Origin of the sequence: Nostoc sp. (genome assembly GCF_036917195.1) — a bacterium.
In the GTDB taxonomy this organism is placed as follows: Bacteria; Cyanobacteriota; Cyanobacteriia; order Cyanobacteriales; family Nostocaceae; genus Nostoc.
On the sequence record NZ_JBALDG010000005.1, the window covers coordinates 108,122 to 123,665 of the forward strand.

At 38.9% G+C, this 15,544-nt stretch carries 13 protein-coding genes and 1 pseudogene; 6 read left to right on the forward strand and 8 right to left on the reverse strand.

Translation table 11 applies throughout. The features are described from left to right. Nucleotides 1-9 precede the first annotated feature (9 nt). The 8 genes and pseudogenes from V7K40_RS01075 to V7K40_RS01110 form a co-directional block, all read right to left on the reverse strand. Complete coding sequence (locus V7K40_RS01075; RefSeq protein ID WP_334955972.1) at nucleotides 10-597, reverse strand: LemA family protein; 588 nt, start codon at nucleotides 595-597, stop codon at nucleotides 10-12. A 251-nt stretch (nucleotides 598-848) separates the two neighbouring features. Beyond that, nucleotides 849-1,100: a hypothetical protein gene (locus V7K40_RS01080; protein WP_334955973.1), complete on the reverse strand. Its 252-nt coding sequence runs from the start codon at nucleotides 1,098-1,100 to the stop codon at nucleotides 849-851. A 5-nt stretch (nucleotides 1,101-1,105) separates the two neighbouring features. Further along, entirely contained in the window at nucleotides 1,106-1,333 is a 228-nt protein-coding gene (locus V7K40_RS01085; protein WP_334955974.1) for a DNA-binding protein, read from the reverse strand. Nucleotides 1,334-1,353: 20 nt separating this feature from the next. Then, nucleotides 1,354-1,509, reverse strand: a pseudogene (locus V7K40_RS01090) (PIN domain nuclease); the annotation flags it as partial. Between the two features lie 105 nt (nucleotides 1,510-1,614). After that, on the reverse strand, nucleotides 1,615-1,833 hold the full coding sequence (locus V7K40_RS01095; protein ID WP_334955975.1) for a type II toxin-antitoxin system HicB family antitoxin: 219 nt from the start codon (nucleotides 1,831-1,833) through the stop codon (nucleotides 1,615-1,617). 624 nt (nucleotides 1,834-2,457) lie between these two features. Beyond that, on the reverse strand, nucleotides 2,458-3,786 hold the full coding sequence (locus tag V7K40_RS01100) for a GIY-YIG nuclease family protein (RefSeq protein ID WP_334955976.1): 1,329 nt from the start codon (nucleotides 3,784-3,786) through the stop codon (nucleotides 2,458-2,460). A gap of 309 nt (nucleotides 3,787-4,095) precedes the next feature. Further along, nucleotides 4,096-4,296 (reverse strand): hypothetical protein, encoded by a 201-nt coding sequence (locus V7K40_RS01105; RefSeq protein ID WP_334955977.1) that lies wholly within the window; start codon nucleotides 4,294-4,296, stop codon nucleotides 4,096-4,098. Between the two features lie 139 nt (nucleotides 4,297-4,435). After that, nucleotides 4,436-6,649, reverse strand: coding sequence for a phosphoketolase (locus V7K40_RS01110; protein ID WP_334955978.1), 2,214 nt, complete (start codon nucleotides 6,647-6,649; stop codon nucleotides 4,436-4,438). 187 nt (nucleotides 6,650-6,836) lie between these two features. Here V7K40_RS01110 and V7K40_RS01115 point away from each other — a divergent pair, with 187 nt between their 5' ends. The 6 genes from V7K40_RS01115 (at nucleotide 6,837) to V7K40_RS01140 (ending at nucleotide 15,531) form a co-directional block, all read left to right on the forward strand. After that, entirely contained in the window at nucleotides 6,837-8,219 is a 1,383-nt protein-coding gene (locus tag V7K40_RS01115) for a cytochrome P450 (RefSeq protein ID WP_334955979.1), read from the forward strand. Between the two features lie 560 nt (nucleotides 8,220-8,779). Continuing rightward, on the forward strand, nucleotides 8,780-10,156 hold the full coding sequence (locus V7K40_RS01120; protein WP_334955980.1) for a cytochrome P450: 1,377 nt from the start codon (nucleotides 8,780-8,782) through the stop codon (nucleotides 10,154-10,156). Between the two features lie 101 nt (nucleotides 10,157-10,257). After that, a complete protein-coding gene (locus tag V7K40_RS01125; RefSeq protein WP_334955981.1) occupies nucleotides 10,258-11,016 on the forward strand; it encodes a DUF2993 domain-containing protein in 759 nt (252 codons plus the stop codon). A gap of 105 nt (nucleotides 11,017-11,121) precedes the next feature. Next, the gene (gene crtO / locus V7K40_RS01130; RefSeq protein WP_334956044.1) at nucleotides 11,122-12,816 is read left to right on the forward strand and encodes a beta-carotene ketolase CrtO; all 1,695 of its coding nucleotides are present in this window, start codon (nucleotides 11,122-11,124) and stop codon (nucleotides 12,814-12,816) included. Between the two features lie 748 nt (nucleotides 12,817-13,564). Then, nucleotides 13,565-14,419 (forward strand): sulfurtransferase, encoded by an 855-nt coding sequence (locus V7K40_RS01135; RefSeq protein ID WP_334955982.1) that lies wholly within the window; start codon nucleotides 13,565-13,567, stop codon nucleotides 14,417-14,419. Nucleotides 14,420-14,787: 368 nt separating this feature from the next. Next, nucleotides 14,788-15,531, forward strand: a complete 744-nt coding sequence (locus tag V7K40_RS01140) for a tetratricopeptide repeat protein (RefSeq protein ID WP_334955983.1) — start codon at nucleotides 14,788-14,790, stop codon at nucleotides 15,529-15,531. The last annotated feature ends 13 nt before the right edge of the window (nucleotides 15,532-15,544 follow it).

Genomic DNA, 15,544 nt, shown 5'->3' on the forward strand with positions numbered 1-15,544 from the left:
CATAGATACCTAAAAAGAGACGCGGGGAGCAGTTTTCATTTCAGGAATGGCTTCTGGTAGTAATTCGGCAGCAGTAAAGTTAAATGTATTGGTTACCAAATTGGTAGGGAAAGATTCACTCTTGATGTTGTAAAGTGTCACCGCATCATTAAAAGCCTGACGTGCAAAAGTAATCCGGCTTTCGGTGGAAGATAATTCCTCCATTACTTGGCTCATATCGCGATCAGCTTTGAATTCTGGATAATATTCCGAAAGTACCATCAAGCGACTTAACGCACCCGTCAGCGCCCCTTCAGCATTACCCAACTGCTGCATCGCTTGGGGATTACCGGGATTTTGCACGGCACGACTGCTAGCATTCATTGCAGAATTCCGGGCGGTAATAACTGCTGCTAAGATTTCTTGCTCATGTTTCATATACCCTTTGGCAGTTTCCACTAAGTTGGGAATTAAGTCATAGCGGCGCTGTAATTGAACATCGATTTGAGAGTAAGCATTTTTGTAACGGTTGCGATAGTTGACTAAATTATTGTAGCCATCAATGATAATTACAGCAATCATGGTAACTAAAACAACATAAAATATTAAAAGCCCCATATTTTTAGATTATTCGCATCAGGTACTTACTTTTTTGCAGATTTACCAATCACAGTAATCTTTATATCCAGCAAAATTTGTCTGGATATAAAGATGAGTCTACTTTTAGTAAGTTACCTTCGTCGTCTGTAAAATTAGTTACGCAAATTTACTGAGACTGCACGAGATACCCGACAACTTTTACGAAATTGGGGATTTAAACCTTACGATTTTCACGGCTCAGATAAAATTGCTATATATTATTAGATAAGTTACCGATAAATCTGGGTGAATAGGGAATAACCGCTGACAGCAAAAATGAAAAGGATGGCAGCAGGAAAAATTACTACATCCCTGACAATAAATAAAATCCAATCTTTTCTTAGTTCTTGTTTAAATTTTAATTCTTGCAGTTTTCGCTCCGGTTCTGAGTCTTCTTGTGACTGCAAGTTTACAGTTGAGATAATTAGTGGGTTGTCGCCTTTGCTGGCAATTATTTTTGATAAATCTATTATATCTATCATGTTATTTAGATACCAATAATTTCAGTTTCAATATTTTGGTTATCATCTACAATCCAAATATGCTTGCCTTTTTGCTTGGCTTCTACCGCTACTTCTAAGAGTGCGATCGCTTTTAGTAGCACCTCAGCATTATCTCCATTAATCTGTTGTGCCAGATTGTTTAGTGTCTCATAAACTTCTGGCGATAAATCTAAATTTATTTTAATTCGTTGATTTTTTACTTGTGCAGTCATTTCTATTTTATTTAATATTTTTAAGGTGAAATCGAGTTTTCCAACTGTAAATTATAAATCCTGCTGTAGTGACGAGTATTGTTTGTGACTAAAGTGTAATTTTCTGCAACTGCAACACTAGCAATTAGTAAATCAAATTCAGCAATTGTTTGTCCTATTTTACGGAGTTTTGATTCACACCAAAGTATCATGTGGCTTCCCGTTTGGTGATCTAATATATAACCAAACTTTTCAAAAATCTTGACAGCTTCTTTACCAGAGATATTTGATAAACGTCCCATCTATACTACAACTTCTCCGATAAACACTTGCGATTCCTTAACAATATAAGGTCTGCCATGTTTAGCTTGGACGTGGAGATATCCCGTAATCGCATCTTTAATATTTTCAATTGCCTCATCTAGCGTTTTACCTTGACTCACACAGCCTGGAAGTTCAGGAACCTCAGCAATATAGCCTTCATATTCTGCATCAAAGGTAAAAATTACTTGAAATTTCATAATAAATTAATCTTGTATAGTCGAGGTCTAGAATAAATATAACGCTCAAATCCTAAGTTTTTTACTTCATACCATTGATAGAAGAGAGATTGTGCACTCGCGCGTGATAAATTAATGTAAACAAAGCGATGTCTACGATGGGCAACATCTACGCGCTTTCTAAATTTATCCTCTTGAGTGGTTAACAATTTAAGGCGCGGCTAAAAGCATAAAGCCAAATAATAATTTAAAGTTTAAAATATATTAGTTTATATGAGACGCGAAAGAAAATGAGCATTGAAAAAACTATTATAGACAAGGTAAGAATATTACCTCTTGGTAAGCAACAAGAAACCTTAGATTTTGTAAAATTTTTACTTGCGAAAATGCCAAAATAAGGATTGTCTTACCAATAAAAAAATCCAGGGGTTTCGGCTTTGACCCTGGCTGAAGAATACATTGGTCGTGTGGAAGCAGCAAGTGATTTGTCTACTAATAAAGATTATATGGATGCTTACGGTTTGTGATGAGGCAATGTGTATTGCTAGATACAGGCCCATTGGTTGCTATAATTAATCGCCTAAAAAATCAATCTTATGAGTTGGGGATATAAATCATTATATTGTTGGGTTTTATCAACTCAACCTACTTATTATTATTGGTTTGAAGCAGCGAAGATATAGAATTAGATTGTAGCCATACAAATAGTTTTATACTTACCTTATCATAGTCAGTTGATTTATACTCACCCTTTAAAATTTGTTCTAGAACTTGACTATTAAACCTTGACTTGTTTTTCATTAGGTCTTCAAACATAGCTAGTGGAAATAGTATACTTTCAACTTCTACATCATCTTCACTAAACCTAATCATCTCAAATCTAAATTTATAACCAGACCATCTGATAGTAGGTAGTCTATCAACTGAATTTTTGGTATTTTCTATTATGTTGTTATACTCAGGACTAGGATTTTTCTGATTGTGCATTATCCACCAGTAAACATTGTGTCTAACAAAATGCTTTCCATTGTCGTTAGTACATACTTCTATTTCTATATCATCTACATAAAAAAACTGACGAGTCATTACTCTAACTTCACCTTCAGCCATTGGTTCTAATTCCTCCCAAGGTTCAACTTCAACTTTATTTTTATAATTACTATTTAAAGGTTGATTTTTATAAATATTTTCTACTGGAATAGGATCATCTTCTAATGCTTCTAAACCTGATGGATTCTCATCGTTTTCTTCTTTTTTATCTAAAATTAATTCTAGCTGTTCCCTACTAAATGCCATAAGTTCTATTCCAGCTAAAGTCTGACGGTTTGAATGTTCCATGAAGTAAACTAAACTATCAAATGGAGATAAATCTATTCTTAAACCGTTGTATTCAGTCTCCCATAAACCGAATTTACCTGAAAATTTAGGATAAGTTTTGTATTCTTTCCACTTTAGGAAGCTAGCTTTTTTATTAATATTTTTTAATGCAGTTCTAATACTTCCAGATAAGCCTTTCATCCCATAAACAGGATATACTAAATATATTGTTGGTGGTTCTCCATCTGATATTGGATCAAAGCCAACTATCATAACATTGAGCTTGGCTAGCTGCTGAAGACTTTGCTGTAAAGCAGTTTCATCTGGAGTTATTTTTTTAATTGGTACTACTACTTTAGACCAATTAAGGGGTGGTTTGTATAACTTTATAAACTCATTTTCGAGATTTGATAGATTTTCTATATCACTACTACAAGTCAACCAACTAATACTAAGAGTATTTTTCCGATTAAATCTTTTTAGCTGATTAAATCTATGATGTGCTTTCCATCTTTCAACTAAGTTAATAGTTCTACCTATATAAATAATCTGATCTTTACTGTCAAATACAAAGTAAATAGCTGCACAATTAGGAAGACGATCTTTATCCAATAAATAAACTGATGGTAATTCAGATATGTTAATTTTTTCTAGCAAAATTAGACACCCATAAATAAAAGATATATATTTTGATTTATACTTTATAGAAACATCAAAACCTATAAAATAAAAACCGCAAATCTACGCAACTAAACGCCAAATTATCCGCGTTTAACTGCGTACATCTGCGGTTTGAAAATTCTTAATCCACTAACTCGCTCGCAACTTTCGTCAAGCCTCCACAGTCAATCAATTAAACGCCATGTTTTCCATAAAAGTATCGCGCTTTGTCCTGGCTTGGAAATCAACTTTTGAACTCGTAAACTAACTTTTGCAACTCGTAAACTAACTTTTGTGACTCGTAAACTAAGTTTCTGACTCGTAAACTAACTTTTGTGACTCGTAAACTAACTTTTGTGACTCGTAAACTAAGTTTCTGACTTTTAAACTAACTTTTGTGACTCGTAAACTAACTTTTGCGACTTGTAAACCAGCTTTTGTGACTCGTAAACTAACTTTTGCGACTTGTAAACCAGCTTTTGTGACTCGTAAACCTATTATTGTCAAAGAATTTCACTAAATTTACCTCTACTTCTCCTGTCTGCTGAGTTCTCTGAAATAAAAAAACGCAAATATACGCATTGCAACGCAATCTTTCAGCGTTTATATACGTATATTTGCGATAAGAGGAGAAACAATTCCAGCTTTAATGCACTAATGCGATCGCACGTTTCGTTAACGCTTCAGCAGTCAATCCATTAAACGCCATCAATTCTCCAGCACTGGCTGTAGTTTCCCCACGCTTCCAAGCGAAAGTGTCGCGCTTGGCCGTACTCCGTAATAAAATTGGTTCTAGCATCGCCGCAGCGCCACCAGTGACAGCAATTAGCGCATCACCATCAAATAATTCCGCAAATTTGGCATCATCTAAGAAACCGCCTTCAGGTTCAGAACATATATCCCAAGCAGTATCGTGGCTACGGTACAATTGCCGAGGATTGATCACAGAAACTATCTTCGCACCAATACCTTCAGTTTCCAAGAAAGCAGCAGCTTCAAATACTGGCATTAATGTCATATCGCCAATCACAGCAAATACAACTTGCTTATCACCAGCGACTTCATGTAACACCACCGCACCATCACGCAACCCTTGACGAGTTTGTTCAAAAGTGGTACGAATTTGCAATGGCGTTTTACTTGCAGTAATTACAATTCCCTTATTTTTACTTTTCAGTGCCCACTCATAACAGACTTGAATACTATTGGCATCGGGGGGAAATAAGGGGAAAACATTGCCATTTCGCATCAACGAAGCAAAGTAAGCTTCAATTTCTGGACGTTGGTGAGTCCAACCGTTGCGCCCTTGCTCTAATGCGCCAGCTGTGAATAAAGTAATAGTCGAGGGAGTTTGACGACGCAATTCTGCCATTGCTTGGGTTACAGTTTGCCAAATTGGTAATCCGTTGATGGCAAAAGATTCGTAAGAACACCACAAAGTTCTCGCACCCATTAACGCCAAACCCGCAGCTAAACCGGCACAAGCATCTTCACTCAATGGTTCATAAACTTGTCCATTTGGTGCTTGGTAATATAAATCGTCGGTTGTGGGGTGGATAATTTTTAATGCTTGGTTGATGTTGGCAATTCCAGATGCTTCGTTACCGTCGGCGTTGGTGACGAGGAAATTCTGATCTTTATTTCCAACTATTCCTACCAATCGTCCCATCGCTGTTGTGGAAACTTTGGGTTCAACACCGACTGCATATTCTTCTAAAGATAATTCACCTAAATCTGGTAATGGAAATTCAAATTCTGTCACCACAGTTTTCGCTGCTGGGCCACCGCCAGCGCGTTCTGCATTTGTCCGCACTAATTGCCAAGCTTCCGCAGACAAAGCACGGCTTTGCAATGCACTAATAATATGGGGAGCATTTAGTGTATCTTTGGGATAGAGATTGTGAGATTTTGACCCCCGCGCGTGGACTCCTGCACCTTTGAGTTGTTTAATTATAAATACGGTAAGTTTACCGCCCAGTGCCGATCGCGCTGCTTTATCCACACCTGAAAGTACTGCTTGAGTAAATTCTAGGCGCTTTTCAAAAGAAAAAGCAGTACTATCAACATAATCACCTGGCTGGTTTTGATCGTCGAAATCCTTGGCATCAACTAATATAACTTCATCAAAACCGTTACCTTGCCAATATGCTTGCATCTGTTCATTGGTTTTGAGGGAAACCATACTGTGATGTTCTTGGCTGTAACCGTTCCACACCAACACCGGTAAGAAGTTGGTAACAGCAGGATAAGCAGTATGGAAGTGGGCGATCGCACTTACAATATAAGGCTCACCCAATCCACCATCACCAACTGTAAAGGGGAATAACTTATCTTTGTGTAACAGTGCAGCCGCCATTGCAAAGTGTTGCCCTTGTCCCAAAGGCCCCGCAGGTGCGAGAATACCGGGGATGTAACCAGAAAGGTGTCCTAAGAGTCCGTGCTTTTCTCGGAAGCGATCGCGCAATTGTTGGACTGTAAAAATTCCCATGTCCTCTAGGGAACGATCCAAGAACATGGCACAATAAAATCCAGGGGCGTGGTGTCCGACTTCAGTGAGAATGTTCTTGTGTCCCAGCATGACAAGAGATGCGTAAGCTTCTGCTTGGCTGGCGAATCCGCCGGGATGCCCAGAAGCCTTACTAGCGGTAACTTGCAAAGTCAGGTAGCGTAAAGCATCGGCAGCCAGTAAAGTTTGATATACAGCTGCTTTATCTGTGGGATCTGCGATCGCTACTTTGCCCGACTCTATAGCAGGTGTTGCACCATGAGTTTCAAAATCTGGTAACGCTTCACCAAAATATTGAATACCTTCAAAAAAATCGGGAAGCGCTGAAGATGCCTTTGGGGTGATTGCGGTCATGCTGAGTACCTTATGACGAGGAAATGAAACTGTAGATGCTCGTTGAATTTAACAAAAATTTTACATCTTTGAGGTTGTAACAGTTTATTGGTTTTTTGCAACGTTAGAATAAGTAACTTAAATGGTCATGTAATCAAAATTTCAGTTAGTTTAAGTAGTAAAAAAATATTAAGTAGCAAAAAAATTTATGAAATTACCAAATGGGCCGCAAATCTCACCCCTTGCACAGATGGTGCGCTGGATTGCAAATCCGATGTCATTTATGGAAACTTGTGCCAAAAGTTATGGCGATATTTTTACTATCAGGTTAGACAAAAATCTTCCTCCTTTAGTGATGGTCAGCAACCCCCAAGCATTACAGCAAATTTTGACAAATGATACCAAGGCATTGGAAGCGCCTGGTGATTTGAATCAGGTGTTTGAATCTTTTGTGGGGAAGTATTCTGTATTTACTCTCAGCGGCGCAGAACACCAGCGCCAACGCCAGTTGTTAATGCCTCCCTTTCACGGCGAAAGAATGCGAAACTATAGCCAGGTGATTACCGATGTCACCCAGAAAGTTATCAGCCAATACCAAATAGGCAAACCCTTCAATATTCGGTCTGCTACTCAAGCCATTACCCTGCGGGTGATTATGCAAGCTGTGTTTGGGCTACATGAAGGGACTCGCGCCGAAAAACTACAGCAATTTTTGGGTGAGCTTTTAGAAAAGGCTAGTTCTCGGTTACTTGTGGCTTTACTTTATTTCCCCGCTTTGCAAAGGGATTTTGGTCCGATTAACTTCTGGGGAAAACATATCCGCCGTCAGCAGGAAGCTGACCAACTCATCTACGAGGAAATTCGGGAACGTCGAGAACAACCAGATTCATCACGCACAGATGTTCTCAGCTTACTCATGGCTGCTAGAGATGAAGCAGGTCAACCCATGACTGAGCAAGAGTTGCGCGATGAATTGATTACTCTGTTAGCTGCCGGTCATGAAACCACAGCGACAGCCTTAGCATGGGCATTATACTGGATTTACAAACTACCATCAGTGCGCCAAAAGCTACTGCAAGAGTTAGATAGCTTGGGCGATGACCCAGACCCCAGCATCATTTTCAAGTTACCCTATCTCAACGCTGTTTGCTCCGAGACATTACGCATTTACCCAGTAGGTATGCTTACCTTTCCTAGAGTAGTAAGAACACCTCTATCGTTGGGTGGTTACGAACTAGAACCGGGTACAGTCCTACTTGGTTCTATTTATTTGACCCACCAGAGGGAAGATATTTACCCAGAACCTAAACAGTTTAAGCCAGAACGCTTTTTAGAACGGCAATTTTCTGCCTATGAATATTTGCCTTTTGGCGGTGGTGCAAGACGTTGTATTGGTCTAGCATTTGCCCAGTTGGAAATGAAGCTAGCACTTGTCAAAATCCTTTCCAGCCTTGAATTAGAATTAGTTGACAATGGGGAAGTGCGACCTAAGCGCCGTGGTTTGGTGACAGGGCCAGATCGTCCTATCCAGATGGTTGTCACTGGTCAACGTCAGGTGAAGTCGCCCATCCTACAGACAACCACTGTTTAATACTCCAGCAGTTGATGGTTGCATTCAGCAAATTTTCAACTCCCATCTATATATTTAGATAGATTTTCAATACTTCTACATAATCCCCCATAGTCTTTTTTTAAGGAGGTCTATAGAGGTATTTTAATTTACAGCTATTTTCAGGTAAATAGACCACGCGGTAGGGGCACAGCAATGCTGTGCCCCTACGATAGATGTGGTTCAAATACATGAAAACTGCTGTAATATATTACAACGTTTGTAAAAAAATGAATTATAAAACTGGTATTTTACACCAAAAGGCGTAATTTAAGTGGGTATATACCCAAAATATTTTTAGTAAGTTTTTCCATAAATGCTTCTAAAGATTCAGAAAAAATATTATCCTTGTAAAAATTAATGGTAATGATTTGCCAATAGGGTTTACTTAGTGGTAGTTAACTGCGGAACATTCCCCCAAACTCTTAAAAAGGCTTGCTATAATTCCCTGCTTTTTAAGGAGCGTTAGAGAGGGTGAAGTCTTAACCCAAGCCGATTGAATTATTTGCAGCTGACTAAATCTTAAAAGGATTGAATAAACAATGAAAGTACTTGAGAATATACGCACACCAGCGTTGCTACAAACTTTGCAATTAATTGCTCAACCTACAAAAAGTTTAGAAAATTATGCTACCAAGTATGGTGATATTTTCACTGTGCGAGTAATGGGTTTAAAGTCGCCACCAATAGTCTTTTTTAGCCATCCCCAAGCAATTAGTGATTGTTTTGCCATACCTGCACACAAGTTAGATTTTAAGAAAGCAACCCATGTATTTAAACCTTTGTTTGGAGAGAATTCTCTGGTATTTCAAGAAGGGCGATCGCATCAACAACAGAGGCAATTATTACTACCAGCATTTCATGGCGATAATTTAAAGTCTTATGGACAAGCAATTTGTCAAATTACTGAAGAAGTTACACAAAATTGGACATCAGGTACAAATATTTATATACACAACTTAATGTCAAATATCACTTTAGAAATTATCTTACAAGTGGTATTTGGTATTAGTCATGGTGCGCGTTACCAACAATTAAAAGAAAAATTAAGTTCTTTGTTAGAAGACGTAACTAAACCTTGGTATTCCAGCTTATTTTTCTTTCCTTTGCTGCAACAAGATTTAGGTGGATGGAGTCCTTGGGGAATTTTCCTAAAAAGACGAGAGGAAATTGACAAACTCATTTATGCAGAAATTTCTGAAAGACGTTTGCAAAATGATGCTGCGCGTACAGATATTCTCAGCCTGCTGATGTCAGCGCGTGACGTAAATGGAGAACAGATAACAGATAAGGAATTACGCGATCAACTAGTTTCATTATTGCTGTTGGGTTACGAAACTACATCTGGCGTATTAGCCTGGGTATTTTATTTAATTCACTCTCACCCAGATGTGAAAAATCGGCTAATACAAGAACTAAACACTTTGGATGATCTCACAAATCCAGAAGCAATTACACAATTACCTTATCTCACCGCCGTCTGTCAAGAAACACTGCGAATTCATCCTATTGCTTTAATTTGCACACCGCGAATGGTACAAGATAGAGTGGAAATTATGGGGCATAATTTTACATCAGAAACAGTTTTAGTTCCTTGTATTTATTTAGCCCATCGTCGAACCGAGACTTACCCAGAAGCAGAACAGTTCCGCCCAGAAAGATTTCTCAACCAAAAATTTTCCCCTTATGAATATTTACCCTTCGGTGGCGGTTATCGCGGTTGCATTGGTGGCGCATTTTCTATGTATGAATTAAAATTAGTAACAGCCATAATATTATCGAATTTCCAACTGACTCTTACTGATAAACGTCCAGTGCATCCAGTCCGTCGTGGTATTACGATTGTCCCTAGTGGTGGTGTAAAAATGTTTGTTACTAAAAAGGCAAAACTTAGAAAAGAAACAAGACTTTTTACTTGATTACTTAATCCTCCGACTTAGATATACCGCAATGTAGATTCGCTCCTTAGGAACTAGCCTTTACAGTAAGTAGTAGGAAGATATTTAGGAGATACTAACTCATGCAAGACGAACATAACTTGGAAGAAAAAGTTCTATCTCAGAGCGCTGAAATGGTGGTATCCCAAGCGTTAGATGAAGTAGAAAAAATAGACATAAATGTACAAACTGATTTATTCAAAATACTTCAGGGACAAGCGGATGGAGTTTCGTTTGCAGGTGAAGGATTGCTTATACAAAAAGACATCCGCGTGCAGGAAATCAAACTACAAACAGATAGCATTGACATCAATCCCTTCAGCGCTCTTTTTGGTCAAATAGAATTCAATGAGGCTGTAAATGCCATTGCTCGGATTGTACTCACAGAAGTGGATATGAACCGCACTTTGGCATCAGACTTTGTTAGTAGCCAGATGCAAAACTTTGATTTTGATGTAGATGGTGAAATTGTGAGTTTTGAGCCGCAAAAAATTCAAGTATTTTTACCTGGTGAAGGCAAAATTGAATGTAGAGGAAGATTGCTGTTAAAGGAAAAGGGAAATACTCGCCCTTTAGCCTACACTGCGGTGCTTCGCCCACGGACTCATTCACAACCCGCAATGCTGGAGAGTTTTAACTGCACTGAGGGAGGCGGGATTTCAGTAGAAGTAGTTACAGCATTAATGCAGAAAGCCAAAGAACTGATGAATCTACCATCTTTGAAATGGGAAGATATGGCGTTCAAGATTAAAGATATAAAAGTAGAAAAGGGTAGTTTGACACTTCTGGTAGAAACTCAAGTGAAGCAAATACCCTCATCAATAACTGAACTATCTCTTTAGTAGTATTGACACTAGTTAAGGATAATTTTTGTGACTAGGGAATGATGTAAATTTTTGAAAAGTTTTGTAAGCTTTTAAAAGCTACTTAATTTGAAAGTGACAACTATGCAAGAGTATGATGTTGTGCTAATTGGTGCTGGGCACAATGGGCTAGTTTGTGCAGCTTATTTGCTAAAAGCTGGTTATAGCGTCCTGTTACTAGAAAAGCGTTCTGTTATCGGTGGTGCAGCAACAACTGAAGAATGTTTACCCCAAGAAGCTCCTGGATTTAAATTTAACTTGTGTGCTATTGACCATGAATTTATTCACTTGGGGCCAGTTGTTGAAGAATTAGAACTAGAAAAATACGGCTTGCATTATCTGGATTGCGATCCGGTTGTTTTCTGTCCTCATCCTGATGGCAAGTATTTCTTAGCACATAAGTCACTAGAAAAAACTTGTGCAGAAATTGCTCGTTACAGTGAACGTGATGCTAAAAAATACGCCGAATTTGTAGACTTTTGGCAGCGATCGCTAGGTGCAATGATTCCCATGTTTAATGCACCGCCAAAATCAGTTATAGAAATCCTTGGTAACTACGACATTACCAAACTGAAAGATTTATTTTCTGTTCTCGGTTCCCCGAACAAAACGCTGGACTTTATTCGTACAATGTTGACCAGCGCTGAGGATTTACTTAACGAGTGGTTTGATGAGGAATTTCTGAAAGCGCCACTAGCCAGATTAGCAGCAGAACTTGGTGCGCCACCATCGCAAAAAACCCTTGCTATTGGTGCAATCATGATGGCAATGCGTCACAATCCTGGAATGGCCAGACCTCGCGGCGGCACTGGCGCACTTGTGCAAGCTTTGGTGAATTTAGTCACAAGTAAAGGTGGGGTTATTCTCGCAGATCAGCAGGTTGAAAAAGTTTTAATTGATGATGGAAAAGCTGTGGGTGTGCGGGTTGCTGGTGGTAAAGAATATCGTGCGAAACACGGGGTTATTTCTAATATTGATGCCAAGCGGTTATTTTTGCAAATGACTGATAAAAGCGAAGTTGATGGAGCCGACCCAAATTTATGGGAAAGATTAGAACGCCGCATCGTTAACAATAACGAAACCATCCTTAAGATAGATTTGGCTTTAGACGAACCACTGCGCTTTCCATACCACGCCCACAAAGATGAATATCTCGTCGGTTCCATCTTGATTGCAGATTCTGTGGCTCATGTAGAACAGGCTCATAGCAAATGTACCTTGGGAGAGATTCCTGATACTGACCCATCAATGTATTTGGTGATGCCTAGTTATTTAGACCCCACATTAGCACCACCAGGTAAGCACACTGCATGGATTGAGTTTTTTGCCCCTTATCAAATTGCGGGTGCAGAAGGCACTGGTTTGAAAGGTACTGGTTGGACAGATGAATTGAAAAACAAAGTTGCAGATAGGGTGATTGATAAATTGGCAGACTATGCACCAAATGTCAAGGATGCAACTATCGCCCGTCGTGTAGAAAGTCCAGCAGAACTAGGAGAAAGATTAGGTGCGTACAAAGGGAATTATTACCATGTTGACATGACTTTAGATCAGATGATATTTTTCCGTCCCTTGCCAGAAATAGCGAACTACAAAACACCAATTGATAATCTATTTTTGACTGGTGCAGGAACTCATCCAGGTGGTTCGATTTCGGGAATGCCAGGACGTAATTGTGCCCGCGCATTTTTACAGGCAAAACATCCTATTAGCCAAACTTTGAAGGATGCACGCGAATCGATTAAGTCAACTGTTGAGTCAGTGTTTAGGATTAGTTAGGCATTGCAAAGTTAAAGCCTACTATCTGTTTTGTACTTTTGTGTCTTTGTGCTGAAAATATGATTTTGGGATCACAAAGTCCGAAAGGATTATATCAATTCCGGTTGAACACTTATCATTAAGGCTGACACGGGGACACGGAGAGTTTTTTTGATAATTAATTAGACGGACATGATAACTAGCTGGACAAAAATATTTACAGTCATTGCGTTCGCCCTACAGCCCTTCCCTAACGGGACGCCTTGCGGCGAACGGGCATCCTACGCAGGCGTTCCCGTAGGGTACGAAGTAAAGCAATCCCAAATCCTTGCGATTCTTTCTCTACGAGACGCTACGCGAACGTTACACTTGCAATGACATTGTGTAATTACAGCAGTTTTCATGTATTTGAAACCACATCTGTCGTAGGGGCGCAAGACCTTGCGCCCCGACCGTGTGATCTATTTACCTGAAAATAACTGTAATTCTGTCCGACTACTTATTAGGGTATAACACCCAATACTTTTCAAATAAGATCCCTCCATTTCTCCCGCCTTAAAAAGGGGGGAAATTAGCACCACTTTTTAAGGGGGGTGAGGGGATCTTTAACCTTTAATTTTACTAAATTGATTTGGTCAGTTTTAAAATAACACAGCCCTAAAAGCTCTCTCATAACATTCAATATTCATTCTTCTGTAATTTGCATTCCAAAATGTAAATCTACCCTGGGCGATAATCCCTAATGGTACGACAACAGAAGCATGAAAGCGTGAATACAAAACTCCTCATTTCTCCTCAAGAACTCACGTCTCTCTTAGCAGAAAAATCATCACAAACTATCATTATCGATACGCGAAGTCAAGAAGATTATAGTATTTCTCATATTCCTCAATCCATAAATATTAGAGATTTTTTCACCTATCTTTTAGAGAATTCTTACCCAACAGGATTAAAGAAATTGCAAGAGTATTTTGCAGAAATTATCAGCAGGGTAGGAATATCTGGTGCAGAACGGTTAATTGTTTATGAAGATACTTTAAATAAAGGTTATGGTCAATCTTGTCGAGCAGCTTTCTTACTCAAGTATTTGGGTTGCGCTCAGGTATCTATCTTACACGGAGGATATAGAGCATGGCAGACAGCGGGATTACCTACTACCGATGAAGTACCATTACGCGAAAGCAGCATATTTAGATTGCATCCCAACACTGACATGATGGTTACTACCGCCGAGATGTTGCAAGCAATTGACAATCCAGCAATTATTAAATTAGATGTGCGCGATCGCAACGAATGGCTTGGGCTGAGTTCTTCTCCCTACACTGTTGATTTTTGTCCTCGCAAAGGTAGAATCCCTAACGCTGTATGGTTAGAATGGCATCGGATGATGACATCTGAATCGGGAATCTCCATGTTCCGCTCAAAAACGGAAATCTTAGAAATTTGTCAATCTGTAGGTATTACTGAAGACTCTATTGTGTACGTTTACTGTTTTAAAGGTTCTAGGGCGGCGAATACTCTGATTGCTCTGCAAGTAGCAGGAATTTCCGCCAGGAATTATTTTGGATCTTGGAATGAATGGTCTCGCGACTTTTCATTACCCGTTGATAGCAGAGTAATGTGAATAAGGCAGTTCTTGCTGGAGGTTGCAACGAGCGTGTAAGCTTCAGATAGTTAGGGATCGCACCCTCGTTAATTCAAAAGGAAATTACCAAACGCGTGCGATGTCTACGACAGCCACGCTTACGCTACCTAGATTAAAACACAAATAATCATTTTTTGAGTGAGATAAGCTCTAAGCAATTGCTTTATATGTATTTAATATGATAATGTAACATACAGTTTATTTTTAGAAGCTTCTACGCATTGTCAAAAAAGTTATTTCTCAAAATATATATAAGTAAATAAATTAATGGGTAAAAATTAGTGTATTTTAATAATACTCAAAAAAACAACTTTTAAGATCATCTTTATCAGTTTTGTAGGTACAGCATGGTTTTTCGGCGCTGTTTCGTTGCATCTGGCTTAATAGTTTTCTTTGCATTTGGCTGTAATGGTGGGGCAAACTCATCAATAGAAAATACTACACAAGTTGTGCAAGAAAGTAATGTAACCCAACTTTTGATAGAAGCGAAGGCTACGCAAAAAGCAGAAGATTTCTTTCATCAAGGTAATTATTTATTAGATGGACAACGTTACGAAGATGCAATAAAAGCATACGACGAAGCGATCGCCATCAAAGTTGACAGTCCTGAAGCTTGGATTAACCGTGGCATAGCTTTAACATCGTTGCAACGCTACAAAGATGCTCTTGCATCTTACGATAGAGCGATCGCCATCAAACCTGACAAATATGAAGCTTGGTATAATCGTGGCATAGCCTTAACATCGTTGCAACGCTACAAAGATGCTCTTGCATCTTACGACAAAGCGATCGCTATCAAACCCGACAAATATGAAGCCTTAATTAACCGCGGCATTGCTCTGACAAAGTTGCACCGTTACCAAGATGCTATTGCATCTTATGATAAAGCGATCGCTATCAAGCCAGATTTGCACCAAGTATATTACAACAAAGCTTGCTCTTATGCTTTACAAAATAATTTAGAATTAGCAATTGAGAATTTAGATAAAGCAATTGAGCTTGTTCCTGATAAATATAAGAAGTTAGCAAAAACTGACCCAGACTTTAAAAAAGTGCGTAATAAAAAGCAGTTTCAGGAATTACTTCAATAGTTTCTTGCAATCA

Excerpts from the sequence above, each read along its gene's own strand:
- V7K40_RS01095 (WP_334955975.1), bottom strand. The coding sequence starts at position 1,833 with ATGAAATTTCAAGTAATTTTTACCTTTGATGCAGAATATGAAGGCTAT.
- V7K40_RS01085 (WP_334955974.1), bottom strand. The coding sequence starts at position 1,333 with ATGACTGCACAAGTAAAAAATCAACGAATTAAAATAAATTTAGATTTA.
- V7K40_RS01080 (WP_334955973.1), bottom strand. The coding sequence starts at position 1,100 with ATGATAGATATAATAGATTTATCAAAAATAATTGCCAGCAAAGGCGAC.
- V7K40_RS01140 (WP_334955983.1), top strand. The coding sequence starts at position 14,788 with ATGGTTTTTCGGCGCTGTTTCGTTGCATCTGGCTTAATAGTTTTCTTT.
- V7K40_RS01125 (WP_334955981.1), top strand. The coding sequence starts at position 10,258 with ATGCAAGACGAACATAACTTGGAAGAAAAAGTTCTATCTCAGAGCGCT.
- V7K40_RS01075 (WP_334955972.1), bottom strand. The coding sequence starts at position 597 with ATGGGGCTTTTAATATTTTATGTTGTTTTAGTTACCATGATTGCTGTA.
- V7K40_RS01110 (WP_334955978.1), bottom strand. The coding sequence starts at position 6,649 with ATGACCGCAATCACCCCAAAGGCATCTTCAGCGCTTCCCGATTTTTTT.
- crtO (WP_334956044.1), top strand. The coding sequence starts at position 11,122 with ATGCAAGAGTATGATGTTGTGCTAATTGGTGCTGGGCACAATGGGCTA.
- V7K40_RS01120 (WP_334955980.1), top strand. The coding sequence starts at position 8,780 with ATGAAAGTACTTGAGAATATACGCACACCAGCGTTGCTACAAACTTTG.
- V7K40_RS01115 (WP_334955979.1), top strand. The coding sequence starts at position 6,837 with ATGAAATTACCAAATGGGCCGCAAATCTCACCCCTTGCACAGATGGTG.